This window comes from Jiangella anatolica, from assembly GCF_003236295.1.
Classification (GTDB): domain Bacteria; phylum Actinomycetota; class Actinomycetes; order Jiangellales; family Jiangellaceae; genus Jiangella; species Jiangella anatolica.
Map to the genome: position 1 here is coordinate 1 of NZ_POTW01000134.1, position 14,709 is coordinate 14,709.

General features: G+C 73.4%; 16 protein-coding genes. 4 read left to right on the plus strand and 12 right to left on the minus strand.

Features of this window, described 5'->3' with window-relative positions:
* Positions 1–323 precede the first annotated feature (323 nt).
* Both C1I92_RS30820 and C1I92_RS30825 read right to left on the minus strand, forming a co-directional pair.
* A complete protein-coding gene (locus tag C1I92_RS30820) occupies positions 324–893 on the minus strand; it encodes a TetR/AcrR family transcriptional regulator (RefSeq protein ID WP_111258459.1) in 570 nt (189 codons plus the stop codon).
* A complete protein-coding gene (locus C1I92_RS30825) occupies positions 893–1,216 on the minus strand; it encodes a DMT family transporter (RefSeq protein WP_111258460.1) in 324 nt (107 codons plus the stop codon). Before C1I92_RS30825 ends, C1I92_RS30820 begins: the two co-directional genes overlap by 1 nt.
* A 104-nt stretch (positions 1,217–1,320) precedes the next feature.
* On the opposite strand from C1I92_RS30825, the gene era reads away from it, so the two are divergent.
* From era to dacB, 3 genes are all read left to right on the plus strand, one after another.
* Complete coding sequence (gene era / locus C1I92_RS30830) at positions 1,321–2,250, plus strand: GTPase Era (protein WP_111258461.1); 930 nt, start codon at positions 1,321–1,323, stop codon at positions 2,248–2,250.
* A gap of 147 nt (positions 2,251–2,397) precedes the next feature.
* Positions 2,398–4,131: a 2-isopropylmalate synthase gene (gene leuA / locus C1I92_RS30835; RefSeq protein ID WP_111258462.1), complete on the plus strand. Its 1,734-nt coding sequence runs from the start codon at positions 2,398–2,400 to the stop codon at positions 4,129–4,131.
* Positions 4,132–4,185: 54 nt separating this feature from the next.
* The gene (dacB, locus tag C1I92_RS30840) at positions 4,186–5,748 is read left to right on the plus strand and encodes a D-alanyl-D-alanine carboxypeptidase/D-alanyl-D-alanine endopeptidase (protein ID WP_111258463.1); all 1,563 of its coding nucleotides are present in this window, start codon (positions 4,186–4,188) and stop codon (positions 5,746–5,748) included.
* On the opposite strand, the gene C1I92_RS30845 is transcribed toward dacB, so the two are convergent.
* The 10 genes from C1I92_RS30845 to C1I92_RS34145 form a co-directional block, all read right to left on the minus strand.
* Positions 5,735–6,238 (minus strand): flavin reductase family protein, encoded by a 504-nt coding sequence (locus C1I92_RS30845; protein WP_111258464.1) that lies wholly within the window; start codon positions 6,236–6,238, stop codon positions 5,735–5,737. The two genes, dacB and C1I92_RS30845, sit on opposite strands and share 14 nt — an antisense overlap.
* 180 nt (positions 6,239–6,418) lie before the next feature.
* The gene (locus C1I92_RS30850; protein WP_111258473.1) at positions 6,419–7,135 is read right to left on the minus strand and encodes an alpha/beta hydrolase; all 717 of its coding nucleotides are present in this window, start codon (positions 7,133–7,135) and stop codon (positions 6,419–6,421) included.
* A complete protein-coding gene (locus tag C1I92_RS30855; protein ID WP_111258465.1) occupies positions 7,132–7,614 on the minus strand; it encodes a cupin domain-containing protein in 483 nt (160 codons plus the stop codon). Before C1I92_RS30855 ends, C1I92_RS30850 begins: the two co-directional genes overlap by 4 nt.
* Entirely contained in the window at positions 7,611–8,723 is a 1,113-nt protein-coding gene (locus C1I92_RS30860; RefSeq protein WP_111258466.1) for an LLM class flavin-dependent oxidoreductase, read from the minus strand. The genes C1I92_RS30855 and C1I92_RS30860 overlap by 4 nt, the downstream gene beginning before the upstream one ends.
* Positions 8,720–9,523 carry an ABC transporter ATP-binding protein gene (locus tag C1I92_RS30865; RefSeq protein ID WP_111258467.1) on the minus strand — a complete coding sequence of 268 codons (804 nt, stop codon included), beginning with the start codon at positions 9,521–9,523 and terminating at the stop codon, positions 8,720–8,722. Before C1I92_RS30865 ends, C1I92_RS30860 begins: the two co-directional genes overlap by 4 nt.
* On the minus strand, positions 9,520–10,308 hold the full coding sequence (locus C1I92_RS30870) for an ABC transporter ATP-binding protein (RefSeq protein WP_111258468.1): 789 nt from the start codon (positions 10,306–10,308) through the stop codon (positions 9,520–9,522). The genes C1I92_RS30865 and C1I92_RS30870 overlap by 4 nt, the downstream gene beginning before the upstream one ends.
* Complete coding sequence (locus tag C1I92_RS30875; protein ID WP_111258469.1) at positions 10,292–11,140, minus strand: ABC transporter permease; 849 nt, start codon at positions 11,138–11,140, stop codon at positions 10,292–10,294. Before C1I92_RS30875 ends, C1I92_RS30870 begins: the two co-directional genes overlap by 17 nt.
* The gene (locus C1I92_RS30880; RefSeq protein WP_111258470.1) at positions 11,137–12,090 is read right to left on the minus strand and encodes an ABC transporter permease; all 954 of its coding nucleotides are present in this window, start codon (positions 12,088–12,090) and stop codon (positions 11,137–11,139) included. Before C1I92_RS30880 ends, C1I92_RS30875 begins: the two co-directional genes overlap by 4 nt.
* A 4-nt stretch (positions 12,091–12,094) precedes the next feature.
* Positions 12,095–13,606 carry an ABC transporter substrate-binding protein gene (locus C1I92_RS30885; protein ID WP_111258471.1) on the minus strand — a complete coding sequence of 504 codons (1,512 nt, stop codon included), beginning with the start codon at positions 13,604–13,606 and terminating at the stop codon, positions 12,095–12,097.
* A gap of 114 nt (positions 13,607–13,720) precedes the next feature.
* Entirely contained in the window at positions 13,721–13,858 is a 138-nt protein-coding gene (locus C1I92_RS34145; RefSeq protein WP_158564365.1) for a hypothetical protein, read from the minus strand.
* 93 nt (positions 13,859–13,951) lie between these two features.
* Here C1I92_RS34145 and C1I92_RS30890 point away from each other — a divergent pair.
* The coding region (locus C1I92_RS30890) for a LysR family transcriptional regulator (RefSeq protein ID WP_111258472.1) at positions 13,952–14,709 on the plus strand (758 nt) is incomplete at its 3' end.

Sequence of the window (14,709 nt, forward strand, 5' to 3'; positions counted from 1 at the left end):
GCGTCGTTGTGACCGGGTGCCCACCTTGGCACGCCGCCGCGCCCCACGAACCATGACAAACCGGGCGCGCCACGTCGCCGCCGGCGTGCCAAGCGTGCGGCAGGCGTGCCAAGGAGGCGGCTTGCGTACTTGAGCGGCGGCGGGCGGGTGGCGGCAGGCGGCTTGCGTGACAAGGCTGCGGCTAGCGTCCCTGTGACCGGGTGCCCGCCTTGGCATGCCGCCGCGCTCCACGAACCAGGGCAAACCGGGCGCGCCACGTCGCCGCCGGCGTGCCAAGCGGGCGGCTGGCGTGCCAAGCGGTGGCGGCTGCGGGCGGCGGGTGGCTACGGGCGGTCGAGGATGGCGGTGACGGCGTCGGCGGCAGCGGCGCGCACCCCCGTCAGCCCCGCACCGTCGGCCAGGGCGCCGAGTACGGCGCCGTCGACCACGGCGAGCACCACGTGCGGCGGCAGGTCGGTCTCCAGGCCGGACCGCTCCAGCACGACCGCGACGCTCTCCAGGGCGGCCGCGTTGCTGCGCCGCGCCGCCGCCGCGAACAGCGGCTCGCGCGCGGCCAGCACGTACCGCTCGTACCAGGCCACCAGGGCGTCGTACTCGTCCGGCGTGAGCAGGGTGGCGATCATCCGCGCCACCGCGGCGGCGCCCCGGCGCCGGACCGGCAGCGCCTCGGCGGCGGCGGACATGCGGGCGACGTCGTCGTCGGCGAGGGCGTCGACGGCCGCGCGCCGCAGCTCGGTGAGGTCGGCGAAGTAGTAAGTCGTCGCGCCGAGCGGCACCGCGGCCCGGGCGGCCACCGCGCGATGGGCCACCGCCTCCAGCCCGCCGGACTGCAGCAGTTCGGCAGCGGCCCGCACCAGCGCGGTGCGCCGCTGCTCGCCCTTCGCCGTGGCCATCAGTGCCCGCCGCCGGCCAGGTTCAGCAGGATCACGCCGGACACGATGACGCCGATCGCGGCGATGCGCAAGAACGTCGCCGGGTCGTCGAAGAACAGCATGCCGACGATGGCCGTGCCGGCCGCGCCGATGCCGGTCCACACCGCGTACGCCGTGCCGACCGGCAGTTCGCGCAGGCCCAGCCCCAGCAGCAGCATGCTGACGACGACGGTGACGGCGAAGCTGATGCTCGGCCACAGCCGGCTGAAGCCGTGCGACTCCTTCAGCGAGACCGCGAAGGCCGTCTCGAACAACCCGCCGACGATCACGTAGAGCCACGCCATGGTGTCCTCCCCATCGAACGCTTTCCTGTACGACTGTACCAGAAAAGTGGGACGAACGTACAACTCGGCGACGTGGCGGCGCCGGAGGTGGGAGACTCGACACCGTGATCGGTGACTACGAGGGGTTCCGCTCCGGCTTCGCCTGCTTCGTCGGGCGGCCCAACGCGGGCAAGTCGACCCTGACCAACGCGGTGGTGGGCGAGAAGATCGCGATCACGTCGAACCGGCCGCAGACCACCCGGCACGCCATCCGCGGCATCGTGCACCGCCCGGACGGCCAGCTGGTCATCGTCGACACTCCGGGGCTGCACCGGCCGCGCACGCTGCTGGGCCAGCGGCTCAACGACCTCGTCCGCACGACGTGGGCCGAGGTCGACGTCATAGGACTGTGCGTCCCGGCGAACGAGGACATCGGGCCGGGGGACCGGTTCATCGCCACCGAGCTGGCCGCGCTGAAGCGCACGCCGAAGCTGGCCGTCGTCACGAAGAGCGACCTGGTCGGCGCCGGCCGGCTGGCCGAGCAGCTGACTGCCGTCGCCGCACTCGGCGAGGAGACCGGCGTCGAGTGGGCCGACGTCGTCCCCGTCTCCGCGACGACGGGGGACCGGGTCGGCCTCCTGACGGAACTGCTGCTGGCCCAGCTGCCGGAAGGCCCGCCGCTCTACCCCGACGGCGAGCTGACCGACGAGCCGGAGGAGACGCTGATCGCCGAGCTGGTCCGCGAGGCCGCGCTGGAGGGCGTTCGCGACGAGCTGCCGCACTCGATCGCCGTCGTCGTCGAGGAGATGATCCCGCGCGAGGACCGGCCCGCTGACCGGCCGCTGCTGGACATCCATGCCAGCCTCTATGTCGAGCGGGACAGCCAGAAAGCCATCGTCATCGGCAAGAAGGGGAGCCGGCTGCGCGAGGTCGGCACCAACGCGCGGACGCAGATCGAGCGACTGCTCGGCACCCCGGTCTACCTGGACCTGCACGTGAAGGTCGCCAAGGACTGGCAACGCGATCCCAAGCAGCTCGGGAAGCTCGGCTTCTGAGGCAGTGCTAGAGTCTCTCTTCGTGCGGCGTTTCAGCCTCCTGCTTAGCTGCCGCGACGGGGTCCGCTAGACCGGCTCCCCTGTCGCGGTGAGTTCGCGCTGCCGGTCGCGCTGTGTTCGACCCTTCCGAGCAGGAGCCCTACCGCCATGAGCAGTGCCAACGTCTGGCCGCCCGCGCAACATCAGTCCGCCATGCCGGCGAAGCGGTACCGCCCGTTCCACGAGCAGATCGCCGTCGACCTCCCCGACCGCACCTGGCCCACGAAGCGCATCGAGACCGCACCCCAGTGGTGCGCCGTCGACCTGCGCGACGGCAACCAGGCGCTCATCGATCCGATGAACGCCGAGCGCAAGATGCGCATGTTCCAGCTGCTGGTCAGGATGGGCTACAAGGAGATCGAGGTCGGTTTCCCGGCCGCCAGTCAGACCGACTTCGACTTCGTCCGCGAGCTGATCGAGGGCGAGCACATCCCCGACGGCGTCGTCATCCAGGTGCTGACGCAGTGCCGCGACCACCTCATCGAGCGGACGTTCCAGTCCCTGGTGGGCGCCAAGCAGGCCATCGTGCACCTCTACAACTCGACGTCGATCCTGCAGCGCCGCGTCGTGTTCGGGCTCGACCGCGACGGCATCACCGACATCGCGACGACGGGCGCGCGGGCCGCGCAGAAGTACGCCGAGGCGATCACCCCGGACACGGAGATCTACTGGGAGTACTCGCCGGAGTCCTACACCGGCACCGAGCTGGAGTACGCCGCTGAGATCTGCGGCGCCGTCGCCGACGTGCTGCAGCCGACACCGGACCGCAAGATGATCGTCAACCTGCCGGCGACGGTGGAGATGGCGACGCCGAACGTGTACGCCGACTCGATCGAGTGGATGAACCGGAACCTGCCGCACCGCGAGTCGATGATCCTGTCGCTGCACCCGCACAACGACCGCGGGACGGCGGTCGCGGCGGCCGAGCTGGGGCTGCTGGCCGGCGCCGACCGCGTCGAGGGGTGCCTGTTCGGCAACGGCGAGCGCACCGGCAACGTCGACCTCGTCACGCTGGGCATGAACCTGTTCACGCAGGGCATCGACCCGCAGATCGACTTCGGCGACATCGACGAGATCCGCCGCACGGTCGAGTACTGCAACCAGCTGCCGGTGCCCGAGCGGCACCCGTGGGGCGGCGACCTGGTCTACACCGCGTTCTCGGGCAGCCACCAGGACGCGATCAAGAAGGGCTTCGAGGCGCTGGAGCGCGACGCCAAGGAGGCCGGCGTCGCCGTCGAGGACCACGTGTGGGAGGTCCCGTACCTGCCGGTGGACCCGAAGGACGTCGGCCGCACCTACGAGGCGGTCATCCGGGTGAACTCGCAGTCCGGCAAGGGCGGCGTCGCCTACATCATGAAGGCCGAGCACCAGCTCGACCTGCCGCGCCGGCTGCAGATCGAGTTCTCCGGCGTCGTCCAGGGCGTCACCGACGGCCAGGGCGGCGAGATCGAGCCCGGCCGCATGGGCGAGGTGTTCCGCGCCGAGTACCTCGAGCGCAAGACGCCGCTGGCGCTGAACTCGGTGCACACATCGTCGGCGGCGGGGGAGCGCGACGCCCTCCAGGTCGGGGTGTACGTCGACGGCGAGCGGCAGGTGCTGGACGGCAGCGGCGACGGCCCGATCGACGCGTTCACCGACGCGCTGCGCGGCATCGGCTACGACGTGCGCGTGCTCGACTATGCCGAGCACGCGCTGACGTCCGGCGCGGACGCGAAGGCGGCCGCGTACGTCGAGTGCTCGGTCGGCGGCGAGGTGTACTGGGGCGTCGGCATCGACGCCAACATCGTCACCGCGTCGCTCAAGGCGATCGTCAGCGCCGTGAACCGGTCCGCCGCCTCTTGACACCACTATTGGTATAGACCATCGTGTCGCTCTCCCCACGACGAGGAGGGACCGATGGCCACCTGGAGCCGCACCCTGGCCGTCACGGCCGGCGCCACCGCGCTGGTCGTGACGGGGAACGTCGCCTCACACCTGCTGGCGACGGAGCCGGCGGCGGCTCCGGCCGACGCCCTGACCGCCGACCTGGACGCGATCCTCAGCGATCCGCGGCTGGCCGGCGGTCAGGCCTCGGTCGTCGTGCGCGACGCCGCGACCGGTGAGACGCTGTACGACCACGACGGCGCCCAGCGGCTGATGCCGGCGTCGAACGAGAAGCTGCTGACGTCGGCGGTCGCGCTGGACGTGCTCGGGCCCGACCACACGTTCGCCACCACCGTCGCGACGACCGGGCAGCGGACCGGGCCGATTCTGCGCGGCGACGTGTACCTGCGCGGCACCGGCGACCCGACGCTGCTGGCGTCGGACTACGCGGAGCTGGCGAAGCAGCTGGCCGACGACGGGGTCCGGGTGGTGTCCGGCCGGGTGCTGGCCGACGACACCTGGTTCGACGGCGTGCGGCTCGGCAACGACTGGGCCTGGGACGACGAGCCGTACTACTACGCGGCGCCGGTCTCCGCGCTCACCGTCGCGCCGGACACCGACTACGACGCCGGCACCGTCATCGTCGACGTCGACCCGGGCGGCGGCGCGGGCGACCCCGCCGTCGTGTCGCTACGGCCGGCCACCGGCGCCGTCACGATCGTCAACCAGGCCACCACCGGCACGGCGAACGACGTCTCCGTCGAGCGTGAGCACGGGACGGACCGGATCGTCGTCTCGGGCACCGTCGCGGCCGGCGGGAGCGGCGTGAGCGAGTGGGCCAGCGTGCCCGAGCCGACCGACTACGCCGCCGACGTGTTCGTGCGCGCGCTGGCCGACGCGGGGGTGCGGGTCACCGGCGGGATCGGCCGCGGCACGACGCCGGCCGGCGCGACCGTCGTCGCCGAGCACGAGTCGATGCCGCTGAGCGAGCTGCTCACCCCGTTCCTCAAGCTCAGCAACAACGGCCACGCCGAGGTGCTGATCAAGGCGATGGGCCGCGAGGTCTCCGGCGCCGGGACGTGGGCGGCCGGGCTCGCGGTGCTGCGCGCCGGGCTCGCGGACTACGGCGTCGACACCGCCACCGTCGCGAACCGGGACGGCTCCGGGCTGTCGCGGCGCAATCTGATCCCGGCCGCCGAGCTGGCCGACCTGCTGGTCGCCGCGCCGGACCGGCCCTGGTTCGACGTCTGGCACGAGGCGCTGCCGATCGCCGGCGTGTCCGACCGGATGATCGGTGGGACGCTGCGGTCACGGATGCGGGACACGCCTGCGGCCGGCAACGTGCACGCCAAGACCGGCTCGCTGACCGGCGCGTCGTCGCTGTCGGGCTACGTCGACGACGCCGACGGTCGCCGGCTGGTCTTCTCGATCGTGTTCAACGACTACCTCAGCGGCAAGCCCAGCGACCTGGAGGACCGGATCGCCGTGCGGCTCGCGTCCCACACCGAGGGCGAGACGGCCCGCCTGACCACGGCCGACGTCCCGCCCGCCGACCTCCCCGACGACGTCGAGTGCTCCTGGGTCAAGGCGTGCTGACCACCTGACCGGCGACGGTGCCGTAGGCGCCGGCGTGGTAGACGAGCGGGGCGGCGGCCGGCGTCGCCGTCACCGCTGCGTCGACCACCCGGGCCACGACGATCACGTGGTCGCCGACCGGCAGCCGGTGCGTCACGTGCGCCCGCACGTGCGACGGCGCGTCGTCCAGGACCGGCTCGCCCGACGCCAGCCGCGACCACGCCGTCGGGGCGGCGAAGCGGTCGATGCCGCTGGTGGCGAACCGGGTCGCGATGTCGTGCTGGTCGGCGCCGAGGAAGTTGACGACGAGCGAGCCGGCCGACGCGAACGCCGGCCAGGCCGACGCCGTCGCCGACACCGCGAACGACAGCAGCGGCGGGTCCAGCGAGACCGACGCCAGCGACGTCGCGGTCAGGCCGGCGGGCCGTCCGCCGGCCGCCGTCGTGATCACCACAACCCCGGTCGCGTACCGGCGGAAGACGCTGCGGAAGGTGTCGGCGCTGACGGACATGTGTCCTCCTCGGGTGGGGGTGGCTGACGGGTATTGGTGGATGCGGGCGGCGTCCAGGCGTCGGTCCAGCAAGGCGCCGGAGGAGATCGATGCGGTGTCATCGGGCGACGACGGCAACGCAGCTGGTCGGCGTCTGGGCGTCGATCCGCGCCGCCGAAGACCCGTCAGCCACCCCCCGGGTCAGTCCAGGCGTTCGGAGGCGGCGACGGCGGAACCGGCGCGCAGGTCCTCCAGGAACAGCACGACGTGCGCCGCGGCGGTGCGGTGCGACCGGTCGTTGAGCGCGTCGTGCCGGCCGCCGGCGAGCGTCACCAGCACGAGGTCCGGGACGGCGGACAGCACCGTCCGCGCGGCGGGGTAGGGGCTGACGGTGTCGGCGTCGCCGTGCAGCGCGAGCACCGGCACCGCGACGGAGCCGAGCGGGACGCCGTCGGGCACCGGGGCCGCCAGCGCGGCGGCGGTGAACCGGGGATCGGCACGCAGCCGCCCGGCGTGCACCGGGCAGGCCGTGCGCGCCGCGATCTCGGCGTCGGCGGAGTCCGCGGCGTACGCCACCGGCAGCGGGTAGCCAGCGACGACCACCGCGTCCACGCCCGACGGCGCCGCGGCCGCGAGCGCCAGCACCGCGCCCGTGTCCGACCCGGCGAGCACCCACGGCCGCGGCAGTTCGTCGCCGGCCAGCACCGACGCCACCGCGGCGGCGGCATCGGCCGCCGTCGCGGGCGCGAGGTCCAGCGCCCGCACCCGGTACCCGTCGGCGGCCAGGCGCCGGCCGAACCGCTCGTACACGCCGCCGTGCTCGCCCCGTCCGGGCAGCACGACGACGGTGCCGCGTGCGGTCACCTCGGCCGGCGGGTCGAACGCGACGACCCCGGCGGCGGTCTCGACGACGCTCATGCGTCCGCCTCCGGCGCGCACTCGGCGTCGGCCGCGACCCCGTCGGTCGCCCACAGACTGGGCAGGTTGACCACGATCCCCTCCTGGGTGCTGCGGGCGATCACCACGACCGCCTCCTCGTCCGGCGACGGGTTCTCCTCGCGGTGCGGCACGTACGGCGGCACGAAGACGAAGTCGCCCGGCTCGGTCTCGATCCGGATCTCCTGGTCGCCGTCGGCGAAGACGAACACCGGATGCCCGGCCTTCACGTAGATCGCGGTCTCGGCCTCGCCGTGGTGGTGGTCGCCGGAGTTCGTCGCGGGAGCGACGTCGGTGCGCCCCATCCAGAGCTTCGACGACCCCACGGTCGTGCCGGAGATCGCCTCGAACCGCCGCATCCCGGACGTCTGCGCGGTGTCCGACGACAGCCCGGCGCCGCGGATGTGCTCCAGCCGCCCGTGCCAGACCCGGTTGCCGTTCTCGCCGGAGTCGACGCTCATGCGGCGGCCGCCGCGTCGCGCTCCGCCGCGCCGGACCGCAGCAGCGGCACCAGGTCCTCGCCCCAGCGCAGCACGTCGGTGACCGGGTCGAAGCCGCGGATGAGGAACTTCGTGACGCCGAGGTCGTAGTACTTCAGCAGCGCCTCGGCGACCTGCTCCGGCGTGCCTACCGGCGCGGTCGAGTTGCCGGCCGGGCCGAACAGCTTGGTGATGCCGAACCAGAGCCGTTCGTCGTGCACGTCGCTGAGCTCGGCGTGCTGCTGCAGCCGGTTCGCCGAGACGGCGTTGCGCTCGGTCGTGCGGCGGCGCGGCCCCCACCAGCCGTCGTCCGTGCCGGCCCGCTGCTTCACCTCGACCGCCTGGTCGTAGATGGACCGGGCGCGCGCCCAGGCGGCCTCCTCGGTGTCGGCGACGATCGGCCGCGTCGACAGGCTGAACTCGACCGTCCGCCCCAGCTCGGCGGCGCGGGCGCGGATCAGCGCGATCCGCTCCGCCGTCGCCGCCAGCGGCTCGCCGAACAGCATGTAGACGTCGGTGTGCCGGGCGCCGGTCTCGACGGCGGCGTCGGACTGGCCGCCGAAGAACACCGGGATGCCGGCCGGCGTCGCGGGCTTCACCGTGCTGAACGCGCCGGTGTAGCGGTAGAACTCGCCCTCGTGGTCGAACGGCTCGGCGGAGGTGAGCGTGCGGCGCAGCACCTCGATGAACTCGCCGGTGCGCCGGTACCGCGCGTCCTTCTCGACGTAGTCGCCGTCGCGCTGCTGGTCCTCCTCGCTGCCGCCGGTGATGTGGTGGATCGCGACCCGGCCGCCGCCGGTGAGGTGGTCCAGCGTGGCCAGCTTGCGGGCCACCAGCGTCGGCTGTACGAACCCGGGCCGGTGCGCGATGAGCACCTTGAGCCGCTCGGTCTGGTGCAGCACCGACGCCGCGATGGCGAACCCGTCCGGCGAGGACGCGCTGTAGCCGATCAGCACCCGGTCGAACCCGGCCAGCTCGTGTGCCTGCGCGAACCGCTTCAGGTAGGCGGGGTCGACGACCGGGCCGGGGCGCCAGCCGAGGCTCTCCGAGCCCTCCTTCGTGCCGACCATGCCGAGGACTTCCACTGTCATGTCGTGCTCCTTGCGTAGATGGGACGGGGTCCGTCGATGCTCGGGACGGACGCGATCAGCCGCTGGGTGTAGGGATGCTCGGGCGCCAGCAGCACCTGGGTGGCCGGGCCCTCCTCGACCACCCGGCCGTGATGGAGGACGACGATCCGGTCGGCGACGCCGGCCAGCGAGCCGAGGTCGTGGGTGATCAGGACGATGGCCAGCTCGCGCTCGCGGCGCAGCCGGTCCAGCACGCGCAGCACGTGGTTGCGGTTCGCCGCGTCCAGCGCGCTGACCGGCTCGTCAAGCAGCAGCACCCGCGGGCCGACGGCGAGCGCGCGGGCCAGCGTGACGCGTTGTCGCTGGCCACCGGAGATCTGCCCGGGCAGCCGGTCGCCCAGCGCCGGGTCCAGCCCGACCAGCCGCAGCGCCGCGACAGCGGCCGTCCGGCGGTCCGCGGCCCGGCCGTCGCCGCGGACCGCCAGGCCCTCGGCGACGGACTCGGCCACGGTCAGGTCCGGATCGAGCGAGCGCAGCGGGTCCTGGAACACGTACTGCACGCGGCCGGTGCGACGGAACCGGCGCAGCTCGGCGCCGCGCAGCCCCGACACCGGCACGCCGTCGACCCGGACGGCGCCGGCGTGCAGCGGCGCCAGCCCGGCAATGGCCCGGGCCAGCGTCGTCTTGCCGGACCCGGTCTCCCCGATCAGCCCGACGATCTGGCCGGCGGGTGCGGTCAGGCCGACGCCGTCGAGGATCCGCGACGTCGCCCGGCGGCCCAGCCAGACCTCGACGCCGTCGGCCTCCAGCGCCGCCGTCACCGGGTCACCAGCCGGTCCAGGCCGTACTCGCGGTGGTCGGCGACCAGCGCGCGCGTGTACGGGTCGGCCGGGTCGTCGAGCACCTGCCGGGTCGGCCCGGACTCGACCACGCGGCCGTCGCGCAGCACGACCACCCGGTCGCACAGCTGCGCCACGACGGCCAGGTCGTGCGACACGAGCAGCAGCGACAGCCGCCGCCGCTCCCGCAGCCCGGCGATCAGGTCCAGCACCTCCGCCTGGACGGTGACGTCCAGCGCCGTCGTCGCCTCGTCGGCGACCAGCAGGTCCGGGTCGCCGGAGACGGCGATCGCGATGAGGACCCGCTGCAGCATGCCGCCGGACAGCTCGTACGGGTACTGGCCGTGCACGTGCTCGGGCCGGTGCAGCCCCATCGACGCGAACAGCTCGACGGCGCGCGCCCGCGCGTCGCGCCGGGACAGCCCGTTCTTGACCCGCAGCACCTCGTCGAGCTGCCGGCCGACCGTCAGCGACGGGTTCAGGTACGACGCCGGGTCCTGGAAGACGGCGGCGACGCGCGTCCCGCGGACCCGGTCCCACTGCCGCCGGGTGTAGCGCGACACGTCCTCGCCGGCCAGCGCGATCGTGCCGCCGGTGACGGTGACGCCCGGCGGCGGGACGCCCAGGATCGCCCGGCAGGTCAGCGTCTTGCCGCTGCCGGACTCGCCGACCAGGCCGATCGCCTCGCCGGGCGTCAGCGTGAAGCTCACGCCGTGCACCAGCTCGCGCGGGCCGGCGGCCAGGTGGAGATCATCGACGGACAGCATCGTGGGCCTCCTTCGTACTCGTGGCGGGGTCGACGGTGATCGCGTCGGCCAGCGCGTTCAGCGCGGCGACGGTGACGATGATCAGCAGCGCCGGCGCGAGCGGGCCGAACGGGCGCTGGCTGAGGTAGCCGAGGTCGCTGGCGAGCATCCCGCCCCACGTCGGCGCCGGCGGCTGCACGCCGATGCCGAGGAACGTCAGCGACGACACCACCAGCAGCGCGCCGGCCATCGCCGTCGCCGTCGTCACGACGACGGTCGGCAGCACCTTCTGCCAGACGTGGGTGCGGACGATCCGCCAGCGGGTCGCGCCGAACAGCGTCGCCGCCTCGACGTACTGGGCCTGCCGCAGCCCGCCCGCCGCCGCCCGGGTGACCCGGTAGAACGTCGGGGCCAGCAACACGCCGACGGCGAACATGGCCTGGTGCAGCCCGTTGCCGAGCAGCGCGGCCACGGCGATCGCGAAGATGATGAACGGCAGCGCCATCAACCCGTCCATCACCCGCAGCGAGAGCCACTCGAAGACCCGGCCGAGGTACACCGACGCCAGCCCCGGCAGCACGCCGAGCAGTAGCCCCAGCCCGACCGCCTCGGCCGCGGCGATCACCGACAGCCGCGACCCGGCCAGCAGCCGGCTGAGCACGTCGCGGCCCACGTAGTCGGTGCCCAGCCAGTGCTCCGCGCTCGGGCCGGCCAGGATCGCCGTCGTGTCCTGGTGCAGCGGGTCGTACGGCGCCAGCCACTCGCCGACCGCCATCAGCACGACGACGACACCGAGCACGGCCAGCGCCACCCGCGCCGACGGCAACCGGACCGCCAGTCGCAGCGCCCTCATACCGTCCGCCCCGATCCCGGCCGCAGCCGCGCCAGCGCCACGTTGACGACCAGGCTGGACGCCAGCACCAGCGCGATCGCCACCAGCAGCGTTCCCTGCACGACCGGCACGTCGCCCTGCAGCGCGCCGGTCGTGGCCAGCTGGCCGAGTCCGGGCATCGCGAACACCGTCTCGGTGATGACGGCGCCGCCGATCAGGCGCGGCACGTGCAGCCCGAGCACCGCCAGCGCCGGTCCGGCGCCGTTGCGCAGCGCGTGGACGAACACGACGCGGCGCGGGCCCAGGCCGCGGACGACCGCGCCGGTCACGTAGTTCTCCCGCAGGGTCCCGACCAGCCCCGTGCGCAGTTGCCGGGCCAGGTCCGCGGCGCTGTCGAGGCTCAACGCGACGGCCGGCAGCGCCAGGTACGTCAGCCACGGCCCGATGCCCTGCGACGGCGGCACGTACCCGCCCGCCGGGAAGACCGGGATCAGCACCGCGAACACCACGATCAGCGCGATGCCGGCCACGAACGCCGGGATCGTCGACAGCGCCGCGCTGACCGCCGTCACCGCCCGGTCGAACCAGCTGCCCGCCGTCAGCGCCGCGCCGATCCCGGCGGACGCGCCCAGCACGACCGCCAGCAGCAGCGCCAGCGCGGCGATCGACAGACTGACCGGCAGCCGCTGGGCGATGCTCTCGGCCACCGGGATGTGGGTGAACCAGGACCGGCCGAGGTCGCCGGTGAACGCGTCGCCGATCCAGGTGACGTACCGCTCCAGGAACGGCCGGTCCAGCCCGAACTCGTGGTTCAGCCGGTCGATGTCGGCCTGGGTCGCGGTCTCGCCCATCGCCGCCGCGGCCGGGTTCTGGTCGCTCAGCGCGCCGAGGCCGAACGTGATGAACGTCGAGATCAGCAGCACCGGGACGGCGATCAGTGCGGCCCGGCCCACCGCGTGCAGTGCGCGCACACCGTCACCGCCCCACCGTGACGCCCTCGAACCGCTGGGTGCCGATGTAGTGCTCGAAGCCCTGCACGGACGGGTCGCGGGCGAAGATCCGCGGCCAGGTGAACAGGAACGTGTTCGGCATCGTGGTGACCGCGGCGGCGACGGCGTCCTCGACCGCCTGCTCGTAGCCGGGGTCGTCCAGCGGCGTGGCCCGGGCGACGTCGATGGCCTGCTGGATCTCCGGGGGAGCGTTGCGGCCCAGGTTCATCAGTCCCTCCGGCCCGAACAGCACCTCCAGGGACTGCAGCGGCGACTCGCGGCCGGAGAAGCTGTCGACGACGAACGGGTACTCCCGGGTGACGTAGTTGTTCGCCCCGGGCGTCGCGACCTGCAGCGTCACGTCGATGCCGACCTCGCCCAACTGCTGCTGGAGCAGCTCGGCCAGCGGGTCGTTCTCGGCCTGCGTGGTGAGCGTGACGGCGACGCCGTCGGGGTAGCCGGCCTGCGCCAGCAGCTCGCGGGCGCGGTCCTGGTCGAACGTGTACAGCTCGTCCAGCTCCTCGTTCCAGGCCAGGTAGTCGCGCGGGAACGGCTGCCAGTTCGGGTCGCCCTCGCCGAAGAACGCGACGTCGACGAGCGCCTGCCGGTCGATCGCGTGGCTGATCGCCTGCGTGACGAGCGGGTCGTCGAACGGCTCGACGGTGTTGTTCACGTCCAGGACCCGCACCGTGAACACGTCGATGACGTCGACCTCCAGGCCGGCCGCGCGGGCCGCCTCGATCTGCGCCGGCGGGATCACGGCGACGTCGAACTGGCCGGACTGGACGCCCGCGACGGCGACCGTCGGGTCCGGCGGCACCCGCAGCTCGAAGTCGTCGACGAGGATGTTCTCGGCGTCCCAATAGTCCTCGTTCTTGTGCAGCGTCGCGTGCGAGGATGGGACGTACTCGTCCAGCGCGAACGGGCCGGCGCCGACGGGGCGCGTGGCCAGGCCGTCGATGTCGGTCTCGACCGCGGTAGGGCTGACGATCATGCCGGTCTTGCCCGACAGCAGCAGCGGGATCTGGTAGTCGGGCTGGTTGAGCAGCAGCGTCACCTCGGTCGGGCTGTCCACCCGGATGTCGGTGACGACGGCGAGCTGGGCGCCGATTGTCGAGTCGGGCGCGTCGCGGCCGCGCAGCAGGCTGGCCTTCACCGCCTCGGCGTCCAGCGGCGTGCCGTCGGTGAACGTCAGCCCCTCGCGCAGCGTGAAGGTGACCTCGTCGCCGGTCTCGTTGTACGCCCAGCTCTCCGCGAGCGCCGGCGCCGCGTTGCCGTCGATGTCCTGCTTGGTCAGCGCCGCGTAGGCGAGCGAGAGGACGTGCACGTCCTGCCCGACGGTGGACGTCACCGGGTCCCAGGTGGACGGCAGGTGCCAGCCCCAGCTGAGGCTGCCGCCGCTGGTGGCGCTCTCGCCGGTCGGGGTGGTGTCGCCCGCGCAACCGGCCAGCACGAGCAGCGCGGCGGTGAGTGCGGTCAGGATGCGGGTGATCTTCATGGGCGCTCCGTCGGTAGAAATACTCTAAGCCGATCGATTTAGTAGGCTTTAGGTCGTGATGGCGGCAGACGGCCGCCCGCCGTCAGGCGAGCGAGGGGGTGCCGGAGTGAGGGCTCAGCGACAGAGCGCGCTGGCGGTGCGCAGCAGATCGACGCTGCGCCGGACCGTCAGGATGCGAGCGGGCTCCAGGGCGTGCCGCAGCGCCGTGCGAGCGAGGCGCTCGCCGGTGGCGGTGTCCTGGAGTGCGGTCATGCGAACGATTCTGCGGGGATCGGACCCGATCTGTCCAACACCGAAAAGTGATCGTGATCGATCGCGTCTGCTTCTCGGTTCGGGGGCGGTGGCGTGAACGGGGTGCTGGACATCGTGCCGCTGCGCAGCCTCGTCGCGGTCGCCGAGTGCGGCGGGTTCCACCGTGCCGCGGCCGCCCTGCACATCACCCAGTCCGCCGTCAGCCAGCACGTTCGCAAACTGGAGAAGGTGCTCGACCGCCCGCTGGTCGTCCGCGACGGGCGCCGTGGGCGGTTCACCCCGGCGGGCGAGGCGCTGCTGGCCGAGGCCCGCCGGATCCTCTCCGCGCACGACGAGGCGCTGCGCCGGCTCGGCGTCGAGTCCTCCGGCGGCGTCATCGTCGTCGGCTCCTCCGAGCACGCCGCCGACCAACTGCTGCCGGAGATCGCCACCGGGCTGCGCGCGGTGTTCCCGCAGCGACAGGTCCGGTTCCGGCTGGACCGCAGCGGCCGGCTCGCCCAGGCCGTCGACAACGGCAGCGTCGACGTCGCGGTGATGCTCTCCGGCGGGCCGTCGTCGGCGGAGGACGGGGTGCCGGCCGGTGGCGTGCCGGGCGACGGCGTGCCGGCCGGTGGGGTGCCGGCCGGCGCGCTGCCGCTGGGCTGGTTCGCCGCGCCGGGCTTCCGGCTGCCGCCGCCCGGCGCACCGGTGCCGCTGATCGCGTTCGACGAGCCATGTGCGCTGCGGCGGCGGGCGGTCGAGGTGCTGGCCGCGGCCGGCCGGTCGACGGCGATCGTGGGTGAGGCGGCGTACCTGGCCGGGATCCTGGCGGCGGCCCGGGCCGGGCTCGGCGTGGCGGTGCTGGCGCGGGT